This is a genomic window from Mitsuaria chitosanitabida ATCC BAA-476 = NBRC 102408, from assembly GCF_001598255.1.
GTDB classification, from domain to species: Bacteria; Pseudomonadota; Gammaproteobacteria; order Burkholderiales; family Burkholderiaceae_C; genus Roseateles; species Roseateles chitosanitabidus.
In genome coordinates this window covers 25,153-48,706 of sequence record NZ_BCYP01000037.1, presented here as the reverse complement: position 1 = coordinate 48,706, position 23,554 = coordinate 25,153, and the positions used below count along the sequence as shown (strand labels likewise).

The 23,554-nt window shown below is 69.4% G+C and carries 20 protein-coding genes; 6 read left to right on the top strand and 14 right to left on the bottom strand.

Going from position 1 to position 23,554, the window contains the following annotated elements; genetic code table 11:
* From MCHT01_RS27190 to polA, 11 genes are all read right to left on the bottom strand, one after another.
* On the bottom strand, window positions 1-272 hold a 272-nt coding region (locus MCHT01_RS27190), incomplete at its 3' end, for a hypothetical protein (RefSeq protein WP_218017935.1).
* 115 nt (window positions 273-387) lie between these two features.
* Window positions 388-1,896 (bottom strand): tripartite tricarboxylate transporter permease, encoded by a 1,509-nt coding sequence (locus MCHT01_RS22600; RefSeq protein ID WP_067069115.1) that lies wholly within the window; start codon window positions 1,894-1,896, stop codon window positions 388-390.
* A 10-nt stretch (window positions 1,897-1,906) separates the two neighbouring features.
* Window positions 1,907-2,374, bottom strand: a complete 468-nt coding sequence (locus tag MCHT01_RS22595; RefSeq protein WP_067069112.1) for a tripartite tricarboxylate transporter TctB family protein — start codon at window positions 2,372-2,374, stop codon at window positions 1,907-1,909.
* A 256-nt stretch (window positions 2,375-2,630) separates the two neighbouring features.
* Complete coding sequence (gene tfpB, locus MCHT01_RS22590; RefSeq protein ID WP_501193228.1) at window positions 2,631-4,529, bottom strand: type IV pilus assembly ATPase TfpB; 1,899 nt, start codon at window positions 4,527-4,529, stop codon at window positions 2,631-2,633.
* A 2-nt stretch (window positions 4,530-4,531) separates the two neighbouring features.
* A complete protein-coding gene (locus tag MCHT01_RS22585) occupies window positions 4,532-5,332 on the bottom strand; it encodes a spermine/spermidine synthase domain-containing protein (protein WP_245643564.1) in 801 nt (266 codons plus the stop codon).
* A 66-nt stretch (window positions 5,333-5,398) separates the two neighbouring features.
* Window positions 5,399-5,947, bottom strand: a complete 549-nt coding sequence (locus MCHT01_RS22580; protein ID WP_084453241.1) for a DNA-deoxyinosine glycosylase — start codon at window positions 5,945-5,947, stop codon at window positions 5,399-5,401.
* Window positions 5,948-5,954: 7 nt separating this feature from the next.
* Window positions 5,955-6,773 carry a TatD family hydrolase gene (locus MCHT01_RS22575; protein ID WP_067069106.1) on the bottom strand — a complete coding sequence of 273 codons (819 nt, stop codon included), beginning with the start codon at window positions 6,771-6,773 and terminating at the stop codon, window positions 5,955-5,957.
* A 50-nt stretch (window positions 6,774-6,823) separates the two neighbouring features.
* Window positions 6,824-7,714, bottom strand: coding sequence for a formyltetrahydrofolate deformylase (gene purU, locus MCHT01_RS22570; protein ID WP_067069103.1), 891 nt, complete (start codon window positions 7,712-7,714; stop codon window positions 6,824-6,826).
* A gap of 153 nt (window positions 7,715-7,867) precedes the next feature.
* The gene (locus MCHT01_RS22565; RefSeq protein WP_067069100.1) at window positions 7,868-8,587 is read right to left on the bottom strand and encodes an ABC transporter ATP-binding protein; all 720 of its coding nucleotides are present in this window, start codon (window positions 8,585-8,587) and stop codon (window positions 7,868-7,870) included.
* A complete protein-coding gene (locus tag MCHT01_RS22560; RefSeq protein WP_067069097.1) occupies window positions 8,580-9,839 on the bottom strand; it encodes a lipoprotein-releasing ABC transporter permease subunit in 1,260 nt (419 codons plus the stop codon). Before MCHT01_RS22560 ends, MCHT01_RS22565 begins: the two co-directional genes overlap by 8 nt.
* A 255-nt stretch (window positions 9,840-10,094) precedes the next feature.
* Window positions 10,095-12,872, bottom strand: a complete 2,778-nt coding sequence (polA, locus tag MCHT01_RS22555) for a DNA polymerase I (RefSeq protein WP_067069095.1) — start codon at window positions 12,870-12,872, stop codon at window positions 10,095-10,097.
* Window positions 12,873-13,063: 191 nt separating this feature from the next.
* Here polA and MCHT01_RS22550 point away from each other — a divergent pair, with 191 nt between their 5' ends.
* The 4 genes from MCHT01_RS22550 to MCHT01_RS22535 all read left to right on the top strand — a co-directional run bounded on the left by MCHT01_RS22550 (window position 13,064) and on the right by MCHT01_RS22535 (window position 17,689).
* On the top strand, window positions 13,064-13,450 hold the full coding sequence (locus tag MCHT01_RS22550) for a hypothetical protein (RefSeq protein ID WP_067069092.1): 387 nt from the start codon (window positions 13,064-13,066) through the stop codon (window positions 13,448-13,450).
* 54 nt (window positions 13,451-13,504) lie between these two features.
* Window positions 13,505-14,488: a homoserine kinase gene (locus tag MCHT01_RS22545; protein WP_067069089.1), complete on the top strand. Its 984-nt coding sequence runs from the start codon at window positions 13,505-13,507 to the stop codon at window positions 14,486-14,488.
* Entirely contained in the window at window positions 14,485-15,357 is an 873-nt protein-coding gene (locus MCHT01_RS22540; protein WP_067069086.1) for a BPSS1780 family membrane protein, read from the top strand. Before MCHT01_RS22545 ends, MCHT01_RS22540 begins: the two co-directional genes overlap by 4 nt.
* Window positions 15,358-15,478: 121 nt before the next feature.
* Window positions 15,479-17,689, top strand: coding sequence for a PhoX family protein (locus tag MCHT01_RS22535; protein WP_067069084.1), 2,211 nt, complete (start codon window positions 15,479-15,481; stop codon window positions 17,687-17,689).
* A 6-nt stretch (window positions 17,690-17,695) separates the two neighbouring features.
* Here MCHT01_RS22535 and MCHT01_RS22530 read toward each other — a convergent pair whose 3' ends face one another.
* From MCHT01_RS22530 to MCHT01_RS22520, 3 genes are all read right to left on the bottom strand, one after another.
* Window positions 17,696-18,904 (bottom strand): HipA domain-containing protein, encoded by a 1,209-nt coding sequence (locus tag MCHT01_RS22530; RefSeq protein WP_067069081.1) that lies wholly within the window; start codon window positions 18,902-18,904, stop codon window positions 17,696-17,698.
* On the bottom strand, window positions 18,901-19,182 hold the full coding sequence (locus MCHT01_RS22525) for a helix-turn-helix domain-containing protein (protein WP_067069078.1): 282 nt from the start codon (window positions 19,180-19,182) through the stop codon (window positions 18,901-18,903). Before MCHT01_RS22525 ends, MCHT01_RS22530 begins: the two co-directional genes overlap by 4 nt.
* Before the next feature lie 188 nt (window positions 19,183-19,370).
* Window positions 19,371-21,800, bottom strand: coding sequence for a UvrD-helicase domain-containing protein (locus MCHT01_RS22520; protein WP_084453239.1), 2,430 nt, complete (start codon window positions 21,798-21,800; stop codon window positions 19,371-19,373).
* A 37-nt stretch (window positions 21,801-21,837) separates the two neighbouring features.
* Between MCHT01_RS22520 and MCHT01_RS22515 the strand changes: the two genes are divergently transcribed.
* On the top strand, window positions 21,838-22,260 hold the full coding sequence (locus MCHT01_RS22515) for a YchJ family protein (RefSeq protein ID WP_067069075.1): 423 nt from the start codon (window positions 21,838-21,840) through the stop codon (window positions 22,258-22,260).
* A 332-nt stretch (window positions 22,261-22,592) separates the two neighbouring features.
* Window positions 22,593-23,420, top strand: a complete 828-nt coding sequence (locus tag MCHT01_RS22510) for a pseudouridine synthase (RefSeq protein WP_245643559.1) — start codon at window positions 22,593-22,595, stop codon at window positions 23,418-23,420.
* Window positions 23,421-23,554 lie beyond the last annotated feature (134 nt).

Here is a 23,554-nt window from a genome sequence, read left to right as displayed (position 1 = left end):
GCAGAAGTGAGATTATGAACGATTTCTTTTGAATTCGTCAAGCAGTCAGAGAAATTATTTTCATCGTCGACTGCGAGAATCTCGCCGCCAAGCAGACACAGAACCTGGTTCGCGTCGCCTGACTTCTCTCCGGCAGTTCCTCCGGGGAGCCGCTGCAAAACTGTTGTCTGTGCAGCGAAGACCGCGACTATAGCACCGGCTTTCAATTCGCCGCAAGCTGTTCGAGGGAAAGTTTTCAGGACGTTGCCGCGAATCGCACAGGAGGCCGGCAAGCCCTTGATTCATATGAGAAGGCTCTTCGCATTCCTGTTGGCCCTCCCCTGTCACCGCCATGAAAAAGGCCCGCCGAAGCGGGGCTGAAGGGCGGAACGAGCATTCCTGCGCCGATCAGTCGGCGTCCTGGAATGCCTCCTCGCGCTTGTTCTTGATGGACGGCAGCGTGACGATCACAACCAGCAGCGCCGCCGCGACCAGCAGTCCCGCCGACAGCGGCCGGCTCACGAAGGTGGCCCAGTCGCCGCGCGACAGCAGCAGCGCCCGGCGCAGGTACTCCTCCATCATCGGCCCCAGGATGAAGCCCAGCAGCAGCGGCGCGGGTTCGCAGCTCAGCTTGTAGAAGACGTAGCCCACCACCGCGAACGCCGCCGTCATGAAGACGTCGAAGTTGTTGTTGTTCAGCGTGTAGGTGCCGATGCAGCAGAACACCGCGATCGCCGGGAACAGGAAGCGGTAAGGCACCGTCAGCAGCTTGATCCAGATGCCGATCAGCGGCAGGTTCAGGATCACCAGCATCAGGTTCCCGATCCACATCGACGCGATCAGGCCCCAGAACAGCTGCGGGTTGCTGGTCATGACCTGCGGGCCGGGCTGGATGCCCTTGATGGTCATCGCGCCCACCATCAGCGCCATCACGGCGTTCGGCGGGATGCCCAGCGTCAGCATCGGGATGAAGGAGGTCTGCGCGCCGGCGTTGTTGGCCGATTCCGGGCCCGCCACGCCCTGGATCGCGCCCTTGCCGAAGCGTTCCGGCGTCTTGGACACCTTCTTCTCCAGCGTGTAGGCCGCGAACGAGGCCAGCAGCGCGCCGCCACCTGGCAGCACACCCAGGACGGAACCCAGCGTCGTGCCGCGGATCACCGCCGGCCAGGCGTCATGGAAGTCCTGCTTGGTGGGCCACAGGCCCTTCACGTCGCGGGTGAAGACCTCGCGGTGCTCCGCGGGCTGGCCCAGGTTGGCGATGATCTCGCCGAAACCGAAGATGCCCATCGCGATGACAACGAAGTTGATGCCGTCGGTCAGCTCCGGGATGTCGAACGAGAAACGCGGCGTGCCCGAGATCACGTCCGTGTTGATCTGGCCGAGCAGCAGACCCAGCACGATCATCGCGATCGCCTTGAGCAGCGAACCCGAGGCCAGCACCACGGCGCCGATCAGGCCCAGCACCATCAGCGAGAAGTACTCGGCGGGGCCGAACTGGAAGGCCAGCTCCGTCAGCGGCGGAGCGAAGGCGGCGATGATGACCGTGCCCACGCATCCCGCGAAGAACGAGCCCAGGCCGGCGGCGGCCAGCGCCGGTCCGGCGCGGCCCTTGCGGGCCATCTGGTAGCCGTCGATCGCGGTCACGACCGAGGAGGACTCGCCCGGCACGTTGATCAGGATGGCCGTCGTCGACCCGCCGTACTGCGCGCCGTAATAAATACCGGCCAGCATGATCAGCGCCGGCGTCGCGTCCAGCGCGTAGATCGAAGGCAGCAGCATCGCGATGGTCGCGACCGGGCCCAGGCCCGGCAGCACGCCGATCAGGGTGCCCAGGAAGCAGCCCAGCAGGGCGTAACCCAGGTTGTTGAGGGTCATCGCCGTGGCGAAGCCCATCATCAGGTTGTCAATGAGTTCCATGTGTGTCTCCTCACCCGCCCAGGAAGGTGGGCCAGACGGGGATGACCAGGTTCAGACCCCAGATGAACACGGCCCAACTGCCCACGGTCAGGATCACGCAGCTCAGGAGGACGTCGCGCCAGCGGACCTTGTCGCCGGCCAGCGAGGTGATGGTGATCAGCAGCGGCAGCGTCACGGCCATGCCCAGACGGGGCAACGCGAAGCCGAACACCACGATCGCGCCGACCACGATGGCCAGCGGTCGCCAGGCGACGTCGCCGATGGGTTGCCCGTCGTCGGACTCGATGGTGAGCGCCTTGAACGCCACCACCGCGCCCAGCAGCGCCAGCAGCGTGCCGAGCCCGAACGGGAAATAACCAGGCCCGGGACGGGCGGACGTGCCAAAGCTGTAGTTGCTGATCGAAGCCCACGCGAACGCGACGCCAACGACCAAGAACATCAGCCCTGACCAGAAGTCGCGTTGACTCTTGATCTTCATCGAGGGAACCCCTAGCGGCTTGAATGGCGGCGATTCTAGGAATGGGGTTCCCGTCAGGCGCTGTGGGTATCACGTAATGACGTTCACCACCATTCGCACATCGCATGCCGATGTCTTGACGCGTCTCGGCGCACCGAGGCCATCCGGAGCCAGGGGCCGTGGGTCGAAGGGAAGGCTCGCGCCGCGCGCCCGGGCGGGGGGCGGACGGCGCGGATGGCGGATGGGCCGACAGCCGTCCCGGCGTCGGCCCTGGGGATCAGGTTTCCCAGGTCGGCGTGCTGCGCAGCACCTCTTCCATGGTGGTGAGCCCTTCGGCGACCTTCATCGCGCCGGCCAGGCGCAGCGGCCGCAGGCCTTCCTGGACGGCCTGGCGGCGCAGCGCCGTCATGTCGGTCACCGGGTGCAGGTGCTTGCGCACGGTGTCGCTCATGAGCAGCAGTTCATACAGCCCCGCCCGGCCGCGGTAGCCGGTGTTGCGGCAGTCCAGGCAGCCCACCGGCTTGTAGGGCTTGACGCCCCCGTTCAGCCGCCAGGGCTTAAGCGTCTCGTTGAGCGTGTCCCGCGTGACGTCCGGATCCGGCTGCTTGCAGGTCGGGCACAGCGTCCGGACCAGGCGCTGGGCCAGCACGCCGATCACGGTCGCGTCGATCAGATAGTTGGGCACACCCAGGTCCACCATCCGCGTGATGGCCGAGGCCGAGTCGTTGGTGTGCAGGGTCGAGAACACCAGGTGGCCGGTGAGCGAAGCCTGGATCGCCATCTCGGCGGTCTCCAGGTCTCGGATCTCGCCGACCATGATGATGTCCGGGTCCTGCCGCATCAGCGCGCGCAGCCCCTCGGCGAAATTGAAGTCGAGTGCCGACTGCACCTGCGTCTGGTTGAAAGCCGGCTCGATCATCTCGATCGGGTCCTCGACGGTGCAGACGTTGACCTCCTCGGTCGCCAGGCGCTTGAGCGTGGAGTACAGCGTGGAGGTCTTGCCGCTGCCGGTCGGTCCGGTGACCAGAATGATCCCGTGCGGCCGCGACGTGAGTCGATTCCAGCGCTCGGCGTCATGACCGGAAAAGCCCAGCTGCGCCAGATCCTTGACGGCCGTGTCCGGGTCGAAGATCCGCATCACCATCTTCTCGCCGAAGGCGGTGGGCAGCGTCGACAGACGCATTTCCACTTCCTCGCCGGCGGGGTTGCGCGTCTTGATCCGGCCGTCGAGCGGGCGGCGCTTCTCGACCACGTCCATCCGGCCCAGCAGCTTGATCCGCGAGGTCATCGCGCCCATCACCGACGGGGGCAGCTGGTAGACCGTGTGCAGCACGCCATCGATGCGGAAGCGGATGACGCCCATCTCGCGCCGCGGCTCGAGGTGGATGTCGCTGGCGCGCTGGTCGAAGGCGTACTGCCAGAGCCAGTCCACCACCTGGACGATGCCCTGGTCGTTGGCGTCGAGCTGGCGATTGCTGCGCCCCAGTTCGACCAGTTGCTCGAAGCTGGCCTGCTGGCTGACCTCGCCGCTCTTGGTCGCGGCCTTCACCGAGCGCGCGAGCGTGAAGAACTCGGTCGTGAAGCGCGCGATCTCCTGCGGATTCGCCAGGACCAGCTTGACCCGCTTGCGGGTGTGGGACTCGATCTGCGGGACCCAACCAGTGTCGTTCGGCTCGGCGGTCGCGATGGTCACGTCGGTCAGGCCGACCTGGATGGGCAGGCAGCGGCGCGCCTCGGCGTAGTTGGCCGACATCACGTCGGCGATGCGGCCGACGTCGACCTTCAGCGGGTCGATGCGGACATAGGGCAGCTTGAGCCGCCCCGCGAGCCATTCGGTGAGCCCCTCGATGTCCAGCGGCTTGCCGGTGGCGGTGCGCACCAGTCCGGCATTGCCCAGCCGCACCAGCGGATGCAGCGCGCTCTTGGCCGCGGCGAAGCGGCCCTCGGTGCGCTGGACCTGCTCGGCGTCGATCACGCCGTCCTCGGCCAGCCAGCGCAGCATGCGGTGCCAGTCGAGCTTGGCGTCCGCGGCGGCGCCTGATCCCGTGCCCGATCCAGCGCCTGGACTCGAGCCCGGCGGCGGTGCGGTGGCCGGTGCTGAGGATCCGGCCGCGGTCGGCGCCACGGGCTTGGACGGCGCGGTTCCGGCGTCGGCCTTGGTCGAGGAGCTCTTCATGGTCACTCGCGGATCTGGTTGATGATGTTCATCGGCAGCGGCCGGACCAGCTTGAGCCACTTGCGCGCCGGCAAGTCATGGCGCTGCTCGATGTTAGCGGCGCGCTGCTCCAGCACCTCGCGCGACGGGACCTCGACGCCCCGCCCCGCCACCACGACGGTGTTGCCCTCGCGGGTCGGCGTCAGGTGCCAGACCTGGTCCGACCCGAACACCTTGGCGATCCGCGCCGCGCTGCGCGCAAAGCTGGCGCTGCGGCCGAAGAGGTTCACCGTCATGAGTCCCCCGTCGGCCAGCACATGGCGGCAGTCGGCGTAGAAGGCCTCGTCGTCCAGCACCGGCGCGGCGGCCTCGTGGTCGTACAGGTCGACGTTGAGCACCTGCGCCGTCCCCCAATTCGCCGCGTCCGCGACCCACTGCCCGGCATCCTCGTTGACCACGCGGAAGCGCTCGTCATCCTCGGGTAGGTGGAACCAGTGCCGGCAGGCGGAGATGACGGTCGGATTGATCTCGACCGCGGTGGTCTTCATCTTCAGCTGCTTGCGGCAGAAGCGCGACAACGCGCCCGCGCCCAGCCCGAGCTGCACCGCCATGCCCTGGTTGAGCTCGCGCGCATCGCGCCACAACATCCAGGCCATCATGCGCTGCACGTACTCGAGCTCGAGCTTCTCCGGCTTCTTGACCCGCATGGCGCCCTGCACCCAGATCGAGTCCAGGTGCAGGAAGCGCACGCCGTCGAATTCGCTCAGCGTGGCCTCGACCCAATCGATCGCCTTGCTCTTCTTCTTGTCCCGTTTGTCGCTCACGTGTCGTTCCCGCGCGGATCCGTGTCGCGATCGACATCGATCGGCGCGGTCCGGCTCATGATGGCCTCACGACCCGGCGAGCTGCCGCCAGGCCTCCAGCTTGGCATCGTAGGGCATCGTGTAGGCGGGACTGGAGCTGGGCAGGCTCAGCACGCGGTAACGGGCTGCAAGCGGCCCCAGCTGGCGCAGGCCGAAACGGGCCGCGGTGCCGCCGTTGAAGCCGATGGTGCGCAGCGCGGGCAGCCGCTCGATCAGCCCCGCCAGGTCGCTGGCGAAGGGATTGCGGATGGCGCTGTCCAGGCTGCCCTCGCGCTCGGTCTCGGTGATGACGTCCCACACGGCGATGCGGTGCAGGCGCAAGGCGGCCAGGCGCTCCGGGTAGCTCATCGCGACGAGGTCCACATCGAAGACCGCGCCGACCAGGCGCCAGAACTGGTTGCGCGGATGGCCGTAGTACTGCGCGGCCTTGAGCGAGGCCACGCCCGGGAAGCTGCCCAGCAGCAGCCATTGCGCGTCCGGCGCGTGGACCGGGGCCAGGCCTTGCCAGCGCTCGCCCTCGGCCGGGTCGCCGGCGCGCGCATCCGGCGGCACGCCCCCCTTGTCGGCCGTCGTCATCGCCCGGTCAGCCCTCGAGCGCCGCCAGCTTCGGCAGCGCCGCGATCGCGTTGCGCCGCGTGACGGCCGCGGCCTGCTCGGGCGACCAGCCGCGCAACTCGCCCAGCACCGCGCCGATGCGTGCGAGCTCGCCCGGCTCGTTGCGCGCGGTCGCGCCCGCGGCGCGCTCCTCGGCGGTGCGGTAGAGCCAGTGCGGCGGGATGTCGGGCGCATCGGTCTCGACGACCAGCACCTCCTCCGGCAGTTCCCGCGCCAGCCGCCGGATCTGCAGCGAACGGTCGAAGGTCACCGTGCCGCCGAAGCCGAGCCGGAATCCGAGCTCGAGGAAGGCCTCGGCCTGCTGACGGCTCCCGTTGAAGGCGTGGCCGATGCCGCCCGTCGTCAGGCCGACGCGGCGCAGCCCGGCGAGCAGTTGATCCGCGCTGCGCCGCACATGCAGGATGACCGGCAGGCCATGACGCCTGGCGAGCTTGAGCTGCTCGACATAGAAGTGCTGCTGGATCGCCGGATCCAGGCCCTTCACGAAGAAGTCCAGGCCGATCTCGCCGATGCCCACCAGCCGCGGGTCATCGCGGTGCTCGGTCAGCAGGCGGTCCAGCCGCGCGAGGTCCTCCTCGCGCGCCTGCATCACGTACAGCGGATGGATGCCCAGCGCGTACGCGAAGCCGTGCTCGTGCGCGAGCGCCCTCACCCGTTCGAAGTTCCCGGCGACGACGGCCGGGATCACGATCTGCGTCACCCCGGCCGCGCGCGCGCGCGCCACGACCGCGTCGCGATCGGCATCGAACTCCGCCGCGTCGAGGTGGCAGTGGGTATCGGTCCACATGGGGCTTGGCGGCGGGGTCCGGTCGGCAGACGCCGCGTCGCGCGACGCGCTCAGCGGAAGACCACCGTGCGGTGGCCGTTGAGCAGCACCCGATGTTCCGAGTGCCACTGGATCGCGCGCGCCAGCGTGATGCACTCGGTGTCGCGGCCGATGGCCACGAGCTGGTCGGGTGTCATGCTGTGGTCGATGCGGGCCACGTCCTGCTCGATGATCGGGCCCTCGTCCAGGTCCGAGGTCACGTAGTGCGCGGTCGCGCCGATCAGCTTGACGCCGCGCTCATGCGCCTGGTGATAGGGGCGCGCGCCCTTGAAGCTGGGCAGGAAGCTGTGATGGATGTTGATCGCGCGCCCTTCGAGGAACTGGCACATCTCCGGCGACAGGATCTGCATGTAGCGCGCCAGCACGACCAGGTCGATGCGCTGCTCCTCGATCAGCTCGCGGATCTTGCGTTCCTGCGCCTGCTTCTGCTCGTCGGTGGACTGCAGCAGCGGGAAGTGGTGGAACGGGATGTCGTGCGAGGCGGCCAGCTGATAGAAGTCGCGATGGTTCGAGACGATGGCCGGGATCTCGATGGCCAGGTGTCCGGTCTGCACGCGGAACAGCAGGTCGTTCAGGCAGTGGCCCAGCTTGGACACCAGCAGCAGCACGCGGGTCTTGCGGCCGGCGTCCACCAGTTCCCAATCCATCTGCATGCGCTGCGCCAGCGGCGCGAAGGCCTCGCGCAGCGAACCCGCGGTGCGCGGCTGGGCGCATTCGAACTCGATGCGCATGAAGAAGCGGTGATGGTCCGCGTCGCCATGCTGCGCCGAGGTCAGGATGTTGCCGCCCTGCTCCAGCAGCACGCCGGTCACGGCATGCACGATGCCGGCCTGGTCCGGGCAGCTGAGCTTCAGGATGAAGCGGGTCGACGGGGTGTCCGGGGTACTGATGGGGGCGATCATGGTGGCACGCATCGTAAACGAGCGGCCATCGGCGACCGGACCGGCGGCCCGGAAGGCCCCTCGCGATCGGGCAACCCAGCCTCGAACGCGACGTCGGCGCGGTCGCCGAGGGCGGCGAGCGACGAGGGGCCGGGCCCTCGCGCCCGCCGGGTGTCAGTCCAGCGCCCGCAGCGCGCCGCCGACCAGGCGGCGCTGCTGCTCGCAGCGGCGCGCCAGGTCCTGGTCGTGGGTGACCATGACGAAGGCGGTGCCGTACTCGCGCGCCATCTCCAGCATGAGGTCGAAGACGGTGGCGGCGGTGGTCCGGTCCAGGTTCCCCGTCGGCTCGTCGGCCAGCACGCAGGCCGGCCGGGTGACCAGCGCGCGGGCGATGGCCACGCGCTGACGCTCGCCGCCGGAGAGCTCGCCCGGCCGGTGGTCGACGCGCGCGGCGAGGCCGACGCGGGCCAGCACCTCGGCGGCACGGGCGCGGGCCTGCTCCTGAGGGACACGGCGGATGCGCAGCGGCATGGCGACGTTGTCGACCGCGCTGAATTCCGGCAGCAGGTGGTGGAACTGGTAGATAAAGCCCAGGTGCTGGTTGCGCCAGTCGCCGCGGGCCGTCTCGCCGAGGGCGCCCAGGTCGCGGCCCATCAGCTCGACGCGGCCGGCGCTGGGCTTGTCCAGCCCGCCCAGCAGATGCAGCAGCGTGCTCTTGCCCGAGCCCGACGCCCCCAGGATGGCCAAGGTCTCCCCGGCCTTCACGGTCACGTCCAGGCCGTTGAAGACCTGCACGTCCAGCGGTCCCTCGACGAAGCGCTTGCCCAGGCCCAGGCCCTGGAGCACCACCTGGCCGGCCTGCGCGGCCGGCGCGGATTGCTTGACCTCATTCATAGCGCAGCGCCTCCGCGGGTTGGACGCGGCTGGCGCGCCAGCTCGGATACAGCGTGGCCACGAAGGCCAGGATCAGCGAGGTCACGGTGATCGGGATGATGTCGGCCCATTGCGGATCGCTGGGCATGTGGCTGATGACGTAGATGCTGGCGGGCAGGAAGGTGGTGTGCAGCAGCCGCTCGATGAAGGGGACGATCACATCGAGGTTGTGCGCGACCAGCAGGCCCAGCCCCAGGCCGCCGAAGGTGCCCATCACGCCGGACAGCGCGCCCTGGATCATGAACACGCCCATGATCGAGCGCGGGCTCGCGCCCAGGGTGCGCAGGATGGCGATGTCGGCCTGCTTGTCGGTGACGGTCATCACCAGCGTCGAGACCAGGTTGAACGCGGCGACCGCGACGATCAGCGTCAGGATGATGCCCATCATCCGCTTCTCGACCTGGACGGCGTCGTACCAGTTGGCGTTGGTGCGGGTCCAGTCGCGGACGTAGATGCTGGGGCCCAGCGACTGCTGCAGCTGCGCGGCGACCTCGCGGGCCTGCTGCACGTCGTGCAGCCGCAGCTGGACGCCGGTCGGCGTGCCGGTGCGGAACAGCCGTGCGGCGTCGCCGACGTGGATGAGCGCCAGACCGCTGTCGTACTCGTAATGACCCGCCTGGAACACGCCGACCAGCGTGAACTGGCGCAGCGTCGGCAGCACGCCCAGCGGCGTGACCTGCCCCGCCGGCACGGCCAGGGTGATCTTGTCGCCCTTCTGCACGCCCAGCTGGCGCGCCAGCTCGACGCCCAGGATCATGTTCCATTCACCCGGCTTGAGCAGGTCCAGCAGACCTTCCTTGCCCAGTTGCGCCGCGATCGGGGTGACCGCCGGCTCGAGCGCCGGATCGATGCCCCGCACGATCGCGCCGCGCATGTCCTCGCCCCGCGCGATCAGCGCCTGCGAGGAGATGAAGGGCGCGGCGCCCGCGACCTGCGGGTTCTGCTTCGCCTTCGCGGCCACCGCCTGCCAGTCCGGCAGGCCCTCGCCGCTGTAGTTCAGCAGCTCCACGTGCGCGATGACGGACAGCATCCGCTCGCGGACCTCCTTCTGGAAGCCGTTCATCACCGACAAGACGATGATCAGCGCCGCGACGCCCAGCGCGATGCCGAACATCGACACGCCGGAAATGAAGGAGATGAAGCGGTTGCGGCGCCCCCCACGCCCGGCTCGCGTGTAGCGCCAGCCGATCTGCAACTCATAGGGCCAATTCATAGGGGGTGGATGCTAACCGCTCGCCTTGCGGGCTCGGCTTAGGTCGGACTGATGGACCGAGCGGCAGCCATCCGGGGCGGGGGCCCCGGCGGCCGGCGGAGGCCGAGCCCCAGAGCGCCAACTCACTCCGCTCGCCTTCGGCTCGCTGCGTTCAGACAGACGGCGCTCAGTCAGATGACAAGGGCTCAGCCTCCGCCGGCCGCCGGGGCCCCCGCCCCTTCTGGCTACGCGTCACCGAGCTTGTCCCAGGGGACGTCAGTGCGCCTCGTCCCAGTTGGCGCCGACTCCGACTTCGGCCAGCAACGGCACCTTCAGCGCGGCGACGCCCGCCATCAAGGTCGGGATCTCGGACTTGACCCAGTCCAGTTCGGCGTCAGGAACCTCGAAGACCAATTCGTCATGCACCTGCATCACGATGCGCGTCCGCTTGCCCTGCTCGTCCAGCGCCTGCTGCACCGCGATCATCGCCAGCTTGATCAGGTCGGCCGCCGTGCCCTGCATCGGCGCGTTGATGGCCTGACGCTCCGCGCCGCTGCGGCGCGGACCGTTGCCCGAGTTGATCTCCGGCAGCCACAGGCGGCGCCCGAACACGGTCTCGACGTAGCCCTTCTCCTTGGCGAATTGCTTGGTGTCGTCCATGTACTGGCGCACGCCGGCGAATCGGGTGAAGTAGCGGTCGATGTAATCCTTCGCCGCCTTGTTCTCGATGCCCAGCGATTGCGCCAGGCCGAACGCCCCCATGCCGTAGATCAACCCGAAGTTGATGGTCTTGGCGTAGCGGCGCTGCTCGGGCGTCACGCCGTCCAGCGCGGCGCCGAACACCTCGGCCGCCGTGGCGCGGTGCACGTCCTGGCCTTCCTGGAAGGCCTTGAGCAGGCCCGGGTCCTCGCTCATGTGCGCCATGATGCGCAGCTCGATCTGCGAATAGTCGGCCGACACGATGTGGTGCCCCGGCGGCGCGATGAAGGCCTCCCGCACCTTGCGGCCGTCGGCCGTGCGGATGGGGATGTTCTGCAGGTTGGGCTCGTTGCTGGACAGGCGCCCCGTCACCGCCACGGCCTGCGAGTAGGTCGTGTGCACGCGGCCGGTGCTCACGTTGACCATCAGCGGCAGCTTGTCGGTGTAGGTGCTCTTGAGCTTGGACAGGGCCCGGTACTCCAGGATCTTGGCCGGCAGCGGGAAGTCCGCCGACAGCTTCTCCAGCACCTCCTCGTCCGTGGACGGCGCGCCGGTCGCGGTGCGCTTGACCACGGGCAGGCCCAGGCGGTTGAACAGGATCTCGCCGATCTGCTTGGGCGAGCCGATGTTGAAGGGCTGTCCCGCGATCTCGTAGGCGGCCTGCTCGGCGGCGACCATGCGCTGCGCCAGCTCGGCGCTCTGCGCCTGCAGCTTGGACGCGTCGATCAGCACGCCGGTGCGCTCGATGCGCGCCAGCAGCGCCGACACCGGCATCTCCACCTGCTCGTAGATGAACTTCAGGCCCGCATCGGCCTCCAGGCGCGGCATCAGGGTCTGGTGCACATGCAGGCACATCTCGGAATCCTCGCAGGAGTACTCCGACGCCTTGGCCACCTCGACCTGCGCGAACGGGATCTGGTGCGCGCCCTTGCCGCACAGGTCCTCGTAGCTCAGCCCCTTGCGGCCCAGCACGCGATCGGCCAGTGCTTCGAGGCCGTGGCCGCGATGCGCCTCCAGCACATAGCTCTCGAGCATGGTGTCGTAGGCCGTGCCCTGCACCGCGATGCCATGGTTGGCCAGCACATGGGTGTCGTACTTGACGTTCTGCGCGACCTTCTTCTTCAGCGGATCCTCGAACCAGGCCTTGAGCCGGGCCAGCACCTCGTCCATCGGCAGCTGCTCGGGCGCGTCGGGGCCCTCGTGGCGCAGCGGGATGTAGGCGGCCTCGCCCGGCTTGACGCTGAAGCTGATGCCGACGATGCGCGCCTTCATCGGATCGAGCGAATCGGTCTCGGTGTCGAAGGCGGCCAGCTCGGCGGCGTCGAGCTTCTCGATCCAGGCGTCCAGACGCGCGAAGTCGAGGAGGGTCTCGTACTGCTTGTCGACGGGGAGGGCCGGCGGCTCGTGCTCGGCGAAGGCGTCGACCTGACGCGCGCCGCCCAGGTCGGCCTCGGCCGCCGCGTGCTTGGGCTTGGCGCCGCCGAGCTTGCTCTCCAGGTCCTTCTTCCAGGTCTTGAAGCCGTTGCGCGCGAAGAAGTCCAGCAAGCCGGCCTCGTCGACCGGATTGAAGGCCAGCGACTCCAGCGCGGGCCAGCCCGCCACGTGCAGGCACAGGTCGCAGTCCAGCTTGACCGTGACCAGCTTGCGCCCCATCGGCAGCCAGTCCAGCGCCTTGCGCAGGTTCTCGCCGGCGACGCCCTTGATCTTGTCCGCGTTGGCGATCACGCCGTCCAGCGAGCCGTGCTCGCCGATCCACTTGGCCGCGGTCTTGGGACCGACCTTCTCGACGCCCGGCACGTTGTCGACCGTGTCGCCCATCAGGGTCAGGTAATCGATGATGCGGTCCGGCGGGACGCCGAACTTGGCCAGCACGCCCGCCTCGTCCAGCTTCTCGTTGCTCATGGTGTTGATCAGCGAGACATCGGGGGTGACCAGCTGCGCCAGGTCCTTGTCGCCGGTCGAGATCACCACCTGGTGGCCGGCCTGGGCCGCCACGCGCGACAGCGTGCCGATGCAGTCGTCCGCCTCGATGCCCGGCACCGTCAGCACCGGCCAGCCCAGCAGCTTCACCACTTCATGGATGGGGCCGATCTGCGCGCGCAGATCGTCGGGCATGGGGGCGCGCTGGGCCTTGTACTCGGGGTACCACTCGTCGCGGAAGGTCGGGCCCGAGGCGTCGAACACGCAGGCGGCGTGCTCCGCGCCGTAGTCGTCGCGCAGCTTCCTCAACATCGCCACCATGCCGTGGATGGCGCCGGTCGGCTGCCCGTCGGGTCCGCGCAGATCGGGCATCGCGTGGTACGCGCGGTAGAGGTAGCTGGAACCGTCGACCAGCAGCATCAGGGGTTTGCTCATCCGCGCATTGTCGCAAGGCCGAGGGGCGCCGCCTGTCAGCAGAAGTCGCCTCCGCGCCCGCGCCTCGCCCCGGCCGTCGCCGCTCGCGTCCTCCGTCGCGGGGCACCCGCCGGACCCAGGCCCCGCCTCCAGGGGGAGACGCCGTGACCGACGGGGGATTTCCCGGACGCGGGCATAGAATCGCCCCCACCATGAAAGCCACCCGCCTCGCCCCCCTGTCGAGCTTCATCGGCCTGGCCGCCGTCGCCCTGATCGCCCTGCCGGGCCAGGCGCGCGCCGCCGACGCGCCGCAAGCCCAGGCCGCCGCGTCGGCGCCGGCACCGGCCTCCACCGGTCCCGGCACCTTCCGCGACGTGCCCGAGGTGAAGGTCGAACAGCTCGTCAATGAAGACGACAAGGTTCGCATCGAGGAGACCCGGGTGCGTGGCCTGACCCAAAAGGTCGTGGTCAAGAACAAGGACAGCAAGGCGCCCGAGTACGAGATCCTGCTCGGCGACACCGGCCGCGACATCCCCACCCGTCAGGGCGCCGACCGCGGCAACGCGGGCTCGCGCGTCTGGCGCATCTTCAATTTCTGACCGTCGCGGCCCGACCCGCGCGGGTCGGCCCCGGTCCCGTTCTTTTTCCGCTTCATGGCCGTTTTCACCGACGTCTCGACCGGGCAGGCGCAAGCCCTGCTCGACACGCTGGACCTGGGCGAGCTGCAATCGCTCCGGGGCATTCCCGCCGGCATCGAGAACACCAACTACTTCGTCACCACCGCCCGCGGCGGCCAGACGCACGACTACGTCCTGACCGTCTTCGAGCGCCTGAGCTTCGAGCAGCTCCCGTTCTATCTGGAGCTGATGCGCCACCTGGCGCGCAAGGGCGTGCCCGTGCCCGCGCCGCAGCCCGACGCGCACGATCGCATCCTGCACCGCATCGGCGACAAGCCGGCCGCGGTGGTCGACAAGCTGCGCGGCGGCCATCAGCTGGCGCCCGACCAGTTCCACTGCGAGCAGGTCGGCGCGGGCCTGGCCCGCATGCACCTGGCCGGCCAGGACTTCCCGCTGCACCAGGACAACCTGCGCGGCCTGGCCTGGTGGCGCGAGACCGTCCCCGTCGTGCTGCCCTACCTCGCGCCCGCGCAGGCCGAGCTGCTGAGCGCCGAGCTCGCCTTCCAGGAGCATCTGGCTCCCGGCGCCGCCGCCCTGCCGCGCGGCCCGGTGCACGCCGACCTGTTCCGCGACAACGTGATGTTCGAGGGCCTGCCCGGCCGGGAGATGCTCAGCGGCTTCTTCGACTTCTACTTCGCCGGCGTGGACAGCTTCCTGTTCGACCTGTGCGTCTGTCTGAACGACTGGTGCATCGACCTGGACAGCGGCCGCCTGGACGAGCAGCGCGCCGCCGCCTTCGTCCGGGCCTATGAATCGGTGCGACCGCTCAGCGGCGCCGAGCATCGCCTGATGCCCGGCCTGCTGCGCGCCGCCGCGCTGCGCTTCTGGATCTCGCGTCTGTGGGACTTCCACCTGCCGCGCGAGGCCAGCCTCCTCAAACCCCACGATCCCACCCATTTCGAGCGCGTCCTGCGCGAGCGCATCGCCAAGCCCTGGCATGCGCTGGAGTCCTTGCCATGATCCTGCACCTCCAATCGGTCCCGCCGCGCAACGGCCTGCTCTGGGTGCGCCACGGGCTGAAGGTGCTGCAACGCAAGCCGATCGCGCTGATCGGCCTGTTCGCGATGTTCCTGCTGGTGTCCTCGCTGCTCCAGCTGATCCCGCTGCTGGGCCAGTTGGTGGTGCTGTGCGCGCTGCCGATGGTGTCGCTGGCCTTCATGCTGGCGTCGCACCAGGTGCTGCAGTCCCACACGCCCACCGCCGCCGTGTTCGCGCAGCCGCTGCAGCTCACGCGCGAGCGCCGCGTCGCGCAACTGCAGCTGGGCGCGCTCTACGCGGTGTCGACCATCGCGGTGATCTTCCTGGCCCACTGGCTCGATGGAGGCGCGCTGACGCGCGTCGTCGAGCAGGTGGCCACCGCCGGCGAGAAGAGCGATCCCAAGGCCATCGAGGCCGCGATGACCGATCCCTCGCTGACCAGCGGCATCGCGCTGCGGCTGCTGTTCACCGGACTGATCTCCATCCCCTTCTGGCATGCGCCGGCGCTGATCCACTGGGGCGGCCAGGGCGTGCTGCAGGCGCTGTTCTCCAGCACGCTGGGCGTGTGGCGCAACAAGGGCGCCTTCGCCCTGTCGGGCCTGGCCTGGGTGGGCCTGACCTTCGGCACGACCCTGGTGCTGACCATCGTCGGCCTGCTCGTGGGGCTGGGCAATCTGCTGCCCTACCTGCTGGTGCCGCTGGGCATGGCGCTGACGACGGCGTTCTACTGCTCGCTGTACTTCACCTTCATCGACTGCTTCATGTTCGGTGCCCCGCGTGACCTGCCCCTGGACACGCCCGCGGCCGCCCCGCCGCCGCAGGATCCGCCCGCCCCCACCGACCCCGTCTGAGCGCGTTGGAACGTAGTTCGCACGGATCATCGACTTCCGCATTTCCTGACGATTTTTTAACGCCACCGTCACGCCTGCTTTCCAGAATCCGCCCGCACTTTCGTTAGCGGAGCCTTCACGCATGAGCAAGCAGCACGACATCGTGGCCAGCCAGGTCAACGAGTACGACGAGGACGTCGTCGTCAATCCCTCCAGCAACCCGCACTTCGACGACATCCTGGCCGCGCGCCTGTCGCGTCGCGTCGCCCTCAAGGGCGGCATCAGCACCACGGCGGCGGCCCTGCTGGGCGGCTCGATCCTGAGCGCCTGCGGCGGCAGCGACGACCCGGCGCCCACCCCGGCCCCGGCGCCGCCCCCCGCGCCGGCCGCGCTGAAGATCGGCTTCAACGCCGTCGCCAAGAACAAGAACGACCTGGTCACCGTGCCGGACGGCTACAACGTGTCCATCCTGCACGCGGTCGGCGACCCGATGCACTTCGGTGACCTGTCCTGGCAGGACGACGGCTCCGAGAGCGCCGACTCCTACAACCGCCGCATCGGCGACGGCCATGACGGCATGTACTGGTTCGGCCTGTCCGACGCCGGCGCCTACCAGGCCGACCGCTCCGACCGCGGCCTGCTGGCGGTGAACCACGAGTACGTGGTCGCCCCCTACGTGCTGCACCCGGCCGGCCGCGCCGCCGGCGCCACCCGCAACGCCACCGAGGTCGAGAAGGAGATCTACGCCCACGGCGTCTCCATCGTCGAGGTCAAGCGCGACGGCGGCAACACGACGATGGTGCGCGGCTCGCGCTACAACCGCCGCGTGACCTCGGCCACGACCATGGACTTCACCGGCCCGGCCCGCGGCAACGCGCAGCTGGCCACGCTGTTCAGCACCGGCGCCACGCAGACCCGCGGCACCAACAACAACTGCGCCAACGGCTACACCCCCTGGGGCACCTACCTGACCTGCGAGGAGAACTACCTCAACGTGATCAGCCGCGCCGCCGGCGATGACGCCCAGCGCAGCGCCAAGGAGATCGCCAGCCTGAACCGCTACGGCCTGCCGCAGAACCGCAAGAGCCCCTACCTGTGGGAGACCGCCGGCAGCACCGACCTGTACGCGCGCTGGAACTCCTCGGTGACGGGCGCGGCCGCCACGGCCGACTACCGCAACACCATCAACACCTTCGGCTGGGTGGTGGAGATCGACCCGTTCGCGCCGGACTCGACCCCGGCCAAGCGCACCGCGCTGGGCCGCTTCAACCATGAGGGCGCGTGGCCCGCTCCCGCCGTGGCCGGCAAGCCCATCGTGATCTACATGGGCGACGACTCGCGCAACGAGTACATCTACAAGTTCGTGTCCAAGGCCAACTGGGACGCGGCCGACGTGGGCAAGGGCATGGCCGCCGGCGCCAAGTACCTGGACGAAGGCACCCTGTACGTCGCGCGCTTCAACGCCGACGGCTCGGGCGACTGGCTGGAGCTGAGCTACGGCAAGAACGGCCTGGACGCGACCAACGCGGCCTACGCCTTCGCCGACCAGGGCGACGTGCTGATCAACGCCCGCCTGGCCGCCGACAAGCTGGGCGCGACCAAGATGGACCGCCCGGAATGGGGCGCGGTGCACCCGACCAACGCCGAGGTCTACATGACCTTGACCAACAACAGCAACCGCGTGGCCAACACCGCGACGCCCACCGGCAGCCAGCTCAAGCCGGACGCCGCCAACCCGCGCTACTACGAGGACATCAAGGGCGGCACGACCTCGCAGAAGGGCAACCCGAACGGCCACATCATCCGCTGGCGCGAGAGCGCGACGGACGTGACCAAGCTGAACTGGGACATCTACCTGTTCGGCGCGGAATCGACCGCGGCGGCCGACGTGAACCTGTCCTCGCTGACGGACGTGAACGACTTCTCCAGCCCGGACGGCCTGTTCTTCGACAAGCGCGGCATGCTGTGGATCCAGACCGACGACGGCGCCTACACCGACGTCACCAACTGCATGATGCTGGCGGCCATCCCGGGCAAGGTCGGTGACGGCGGCAAGGCCAACGCGGCCGGCGGCACGTCGACCATCGCCGGCGCCAAGGCGACGGCCGACACGGTGCGCCGCTTCCTGGTCGGCCCCAAGGAGTGCGAGATCACCGGCATCGCGATGACGCCGGACAACAAGACGCTGTTCTTCAACGTGCAGCACCCGGGCGAGGACTCGACCCCGGACTTCGCCGCCAAGACCTTCGGCAGCTACTGGCCCGCCAGCCAGTCCGACGCCACCGCGAAGAAGCGTCCGCGCTCGGCCACGGTCGTGATCACGCGCAAGGACAACGGCGACATCGGCGTCTGATCCGCCTCAGCCCTTGAGCTCGAAGCCCGCCATCCGGCGGGCTTTGTCGTTCACGACCTCGAGCAGCCGGTCGACGAGCGCCGACGGCAGCTCGCCCGCGAGCTCGTCGGCGAGCGCTCGCGCATGCGCGGGGACCAGCTCGCTCATGCGCTTCAGCTCGAGCGCGAGGCTGCGCGGCGCGATGTCGCCGTCGCGCGCGAACGCGGCCCAGTCCTCGATGCCCGCGCGCGCCGCCGCGTCCGCGTCGCTGGATAGACCGAAGGCCGGCGCCAGGCGCAGGCCGCCGTGATCGACGAGGAAGCACAGGTTGTCCGCGCCGGCCTCGGCGCCGATCAGCTGGCGGAACAGCGTCCAGCGCAGCAGCGCGCGGCTGTCGACCAGGGGCAAGGGGCTGTGGCGCAGCAGCGCGAAGCGCTCGCCGTCGGTGACCGGTTCGCCCGCGGCGCGGCCCAGGGCCTGTCGCGCGGTGATGGCATGCAGACGTTGAACGCGGCCGTCGTCCAGGCGACGCCGGTCGAAGCGCTCGACCAGCAGCACCGGCTCGGGCACGCGGTGCAGCTCGACGCGCGCGACGTCCAGGCCCACCCGTTCGGCCAGGCGCATGCAGAAGAACTCGTCGAACGGCAGCTCGCTCCGCGCCGCCGAGTCGGGCGCCGGCTTCAGCAGATGGGTGGAGGCGATCTGCGGTCCGTCGACCAGATGCCACTCGCCGCGATCGACGTACACGCCGAGCTTGTCGCGCCGTCCCGGCAGCGCGTGCCGCACCTGGCCATCCCAGACCGCGAGCGGCAGGAGGTCGCGATGTCGAAGGCGCTCCGAGAGCTCGTCACGGGCGATGCGGCGCTGCATCGGCGTCGCGCTCCGCGGGACCGCGCCGACACGGCCGGCGGGAGGCTCGTCCCCGACCAGCCGTACCGCGCCGGCGAGCTCGCGTCCCAACCGCCCCAGCGCCTGCCACACGTCATCCGGCGCGAGGTCGAGGGCCGCGAAGATCGCCCCGCGCGCCTCGCCCTCGGGCAGCAGCTGCTCGAAGAAGGTGGGGACGGCATCCCCCTCGAGCGCCGACCCCGGCCCGCCGCGCGCCGGCAAGGGCAAGGCCGGCGCCAGCGGATACGCGAGCGGCTCCGCCACCCAGCGCTCGACATAGGCCAGTGTGCGGTCCGGCCGCAGCCAGCCGACCTCACGCTCGTCCAACCAGACCTCGAGACCCCTCATGCGTCCTCGTCGAGATCGGAGAACTTGGAGTCCCGCGCGGTGCGGATGGCGCGCCGCACGACCTCCCGGTCCTGCGCGGGCACGGCGAACAGGCTGACGCCCAGCGCGCGCGCCGCCTTGAGCACGGTGGACAGGCTCACCCCGCCCTGCCCGGTCTCGATGTTGATCAGCGTCTGGCGCGACATGCCCAGCGCCTCGGCCGCCTCGACCAGCGGCAGCCGCGAGGTGGTCCGCGCGGCGCGCACGGCGGCGCCCAGCGCCACCGCGTCTTCAATCATGGGATCGTCCGGAGGATCGATCGGTACAACAGTGCGCATGGAGCTTCCTGAATCGGTACTGCATTCATCGGATCTCCCTCCCGGCAATCGTGATTCCTGTTTGCTGGAATCTTTGATGCCTCCGCGCGGCGAGCGTATCAGGCCGGCGGGGTGACCCCGTCCGGCCCGCGCTCACCGGCGGATCGCGCTCAGTCGATGGGGGTCAGCTTGGCCACGCTCAGCGCCAGCCACTTCGTGCCGTGGCGGCCGAAATTGACCTGCGCCCGCGCATCCGGCCCGCTGCCCTCGAGCGTCATCAGCACGCCCTCGCCGAACTTGTTGTGGAACACGCCCTTGCCCACGCGCAGGCCGCCGTGCTCGTCGCCGGTCTTCTCGGCGGCGGACTGCTTCATCGCGCTGGGCACCGGGGCCTGCGGGAACGAGGCCGCGTCCACCCGGCCCGCGCCCACCATGGACTTCAGGCCCGATCCGCGCTGCCAGGCCTGCTGGTAGTCCTTCGCGAAACCCGAGCCGAAGCCCTGGTTGCGCGGGGTCAGCCACTTGAGGGTCTCCTCGGGGAGTTCCTCCATGAAGCGGCTCTTGATGTTGTAGCGGGTCTGGCCGTGCAGCATCCGTGTCTGGCAGAAGCTGATGTACAGCCGCTGGCGCGCGCGCGTGATCGCGACGTACATCAGCCGGCGCTCCTCCTCCAGCCCGTCGGCGTCGGAGAGCGAGTTCTCGTGCGGGAACAGGCCTTCCTCCAGACCGGTGATGAACACCGCGTCGAACTCCAGGCCCTTGGCCGAGTGCACGGTCATCAGCTGGATCGCGTCCTGGCCGGCCTGGGCCTGGTTGTCGCCGGCCTCCAGCGAGGCGTGGGTCAGGAACGCGGCCAGCGGGGACATGATCTCGCCGGTCTCGGCGTCGGGCGTCGCGGGCGCGGCCGGGGCGATGGCGGCGGGCAGGCCCTCGGCGATCGCGCCGGGCGAGTGCTCGTCCACCGGAAGTGCCACCGCGTCCTTGCCGAAGCCCTCCTGGGTCACGAAGGCCTCGGCCGCGTTGACCAGTTCGCCCAGGTTCTCCAGCCGCTCCTCGCCTTCCTTCTCGTTGCGATAGAACTCGGCCAGGCCGGAATGCTCGATCACGTGCTCGATGATCTCGCGCAGCGTGAGGCCGGTGGTGGCCTCGCGCATCAGGTCGACCATCGCGACGAAGTTGCCCAGGCTGGAACCGCCGCGGCCGCTGATCGCGCCCACGCTCTGGTACAGCGAGCGCCCGCTTGCGCGCGCCGCGTCCTGCAGCAGCTCCACGGTGCGCGCGCCGATGCCGCGGGTCGGGAAGTTGACGACGCGCAGGAAGCTGGTGTCGTCGTTGGGGTTCTCGATCAGGCGCAGGTAGGCCAGCGCGTGCTTGACCTCGGCACGCTCGAAGAAGCGCAGGCCGCCATAGACGCGGTAGGGGACGCCGGCGTTGAACAGCGCCGATTCGATCACCCGCGACTGCGCGTTGCTCCGGTAGAGCACCGCGATCTCGCTGCGCGGCAGGCCCTGGCGATGCAGCGCCTGCGCCTCCTCCAGCAGCCACTGCGCCTCGGCGAAGTCGCTGCTCGATTCATAGACCCGCAGCGGCTCGCCCGGCCCGGCCTCGGTGCGCAGGTTCTTGCCCAGTCGGCGGCTGTTGTTGCTGATCAGCGCGTTGGCGGCGTCCAGGATGTTGCCGAAGCTGCGGTAGTTCTGCTCCAGCTTGACGACCTTGCGCACGCGGAACTCGCGCTCGAAGTCGCTCATGTTGCCCACGCGCGCGCCGCGGAAGGCGTAGATGCTCTGGTCGTCGTCGCCGACGGCGAACACGCCCTGGCCGCGGCCCGGGGGCGCGAACATCTTCAGCCACGCGTACTGCAGCTTGTTGGTGTCCTGGAACTCGTCGACCAGCACGTACTGGAAGCGGCGCTGGTAATGCTCGCGGACCTGCGCGTTGTCGCGCATCAGCTCGAAGCTGCGCAGCATCAGCTCGGCGAAGTCGACCACGCCCTCGCGCTCGCACTGGTCCGTGTAGGCCTGGTAGATCTCGACCAGCTTGCGGGTCTGCTCGTCGCGCAGGTCGATGTCCTTGGGACGCAGCCCGTCCTCCTTGGCGCCGGCGATGAACCACGACACCTGCTTGGGCACGAAGCGCTCCTCGTCCAGCTTCATCGCCTTGATGACGCGCTTGACCGCGGAGACCGTGTCGCCCGCGTCCAGAATCTGGAAGCCCTGCGGGAGCCCGGCCAGCTTCCAGTGCGCGCGCAGGAAGCGGTTGCACAGGCCGTGGAACGTGCCGATCCACATGCCGCGCACGTTCACCGGGAGCATCGCGGACAGGCGGGTGACCATCTCCTTGGCGGCCTTGTTGGTGAAGGTCACGGCCATCACGCCGGCGGGGGTCACCAGGCCCTGGCTCATCAGCCAGGCGATGCGCGTGGTCAGCACCCGCGTCTTGCCCGAGCCCGCGCCGGCCAGGATCAGCGCCGGCTCCTGGCCGAGCGTCACCGCGGCGTACTGCTCGGGGTTCAGGTTGTCGAGCAGGCCGCGCGGGACGCGCGGGCTGCTGAACAGATCGTCTTGCTGGGCGCTGGGATCGCCGAAGTCCTGGGAATTCATCCAGCCATTCTAGAGAGGCTGGCATGATGCCGCCCTCATGAAGCCTGAAAAATCCGGTGCCGCGGCGAACGCCACGGCCTGTCCCTGCGGCAGCGGCCGCCCTTACGACGCCTGCTGCGGCGTCCTGCATCGCGCCTTCGCCGAGTCCGGCACCCTCGCCGCCCCCGACGCGCAGGCGCTGATGCGCTCGCGTTACAGCGCCTACACGCTGGACCTGATCGACTACCTGCTGGCCACCTGGCATCCGAGCACCCGGCCCGAATCGCTGGAGCGCGGTCAGCCCGACCTGCGCTGGCTGGGTCTGGAAGTGCGCCGGCATGAACGCCAGGACGCCGACCACGAGACCGTCGAATTCATCGCGCGCAGCAAGTCAGGCGGCCGCGCGCAGCGCATGCACGAGATCAGCCGTTTCGTGCGCGAGCGGGGCGCGTGGCTGTATGTGGACGGCCAGATCGATTGACCAGCCGCACGGCCGGGGGGCGCCGCACGGCGGCGCCCAGCGCGGTCAGCAGCCGATCCAGAAGGGAACGGTGACCGACGTGAAACTCCTGAGGCATGGCGTGCTCCTGCTGACCCGAGACCGATGAACGATGCGTGCTGACCGAGGACTGCCTGTCGCGCATGATGGGCAGTCGAGATGACAGGATTTTGGCGAGGCCTCCTGTGGGGGCCCGCTCCCCCGAAACGGGGAAGAACGCGCTCAAACACGGGACACGGTGCGATGCGCGTTCCGATCGAACGATGACGACACCTGCTTCACCTCCCCCTTCTTCGGCCGCGGACGCCGCCCCCTTGAGCGCGGCGACCGCCGCCACGACCCCCACCGTGTCGGATCCGGCATCCCCGGCTCCTGCCGACGTGGGCCGGACGCCGGTCGCGCCGCCGCGCGCCCTGCCTTTGCTGTTCCTCGACGAGGCGCTCGCCATCATCGACAAGCCCGCCGGGCTGCTGGTGCACCGCACCGCGCTCGACGCCCATGAGCAGGACGCCGCGCTCCAGCGTCTGCGCGACCAGCTGGACCGGCCGGTGTGGCCGGCGCACCGGCTGGATCGCGGGACCTCGGGCGTGCTGGTGTTCGCGCTCGATGCCTCCGTGGCGAGCGCGCTGGGCGTCGCCCTGGCTGAACGCCGCACCCGCAAGCGCTACCTCGCCTTGGTGCGCGGCTGGCCGGCCGACGACGCGGGCGTGATCGATCACCCGCTGGCCCGCGATCCGGAGCTGCCCTCCGCCGGCCAGCCGATGCTCGAGGCGCAGACCGAGTGGTCCTGCCTGCGCCGACTCGAGCTGCCGGTGGCGACCGACCGGCGATTCCCGACGACACGGCTGGCATTGCTCGCGTGCGAGCCGGTGCAGGGGCGGCGGCATCAGATCCGTCGCCACCTGAAGCACATCGCCCACCCCATCGTCGGCGACGCGAACCACGGAAAGGGCCCGCTGAACCGGGCGCTCGCGGCGCACTTCGGGCTGCAGCGCCTGTGGCTGCATGCGGAGCGGATGACGCTCGCGCACCCGCTCACCGGCGTCGCGCTCAGCGTCGAGGCGCCGCCCGGACCGGAGTGGGCGCGCTTCCTCGGCGCCGCGACGGACACCCCCGTCCCGACTCAGCCCATGATCGGCTGAGCCCCGCGACCAGCGACCAGCGACCAGCGACCAGCGACTGGCGACTGGCAATCGGCAATTGGCAACCGACGAGCCACGAGCCAGGAGCCAGGAGCCAGGAGCCAAGAGCCAAGAGCCAGGAGCCAGGAGCCAGG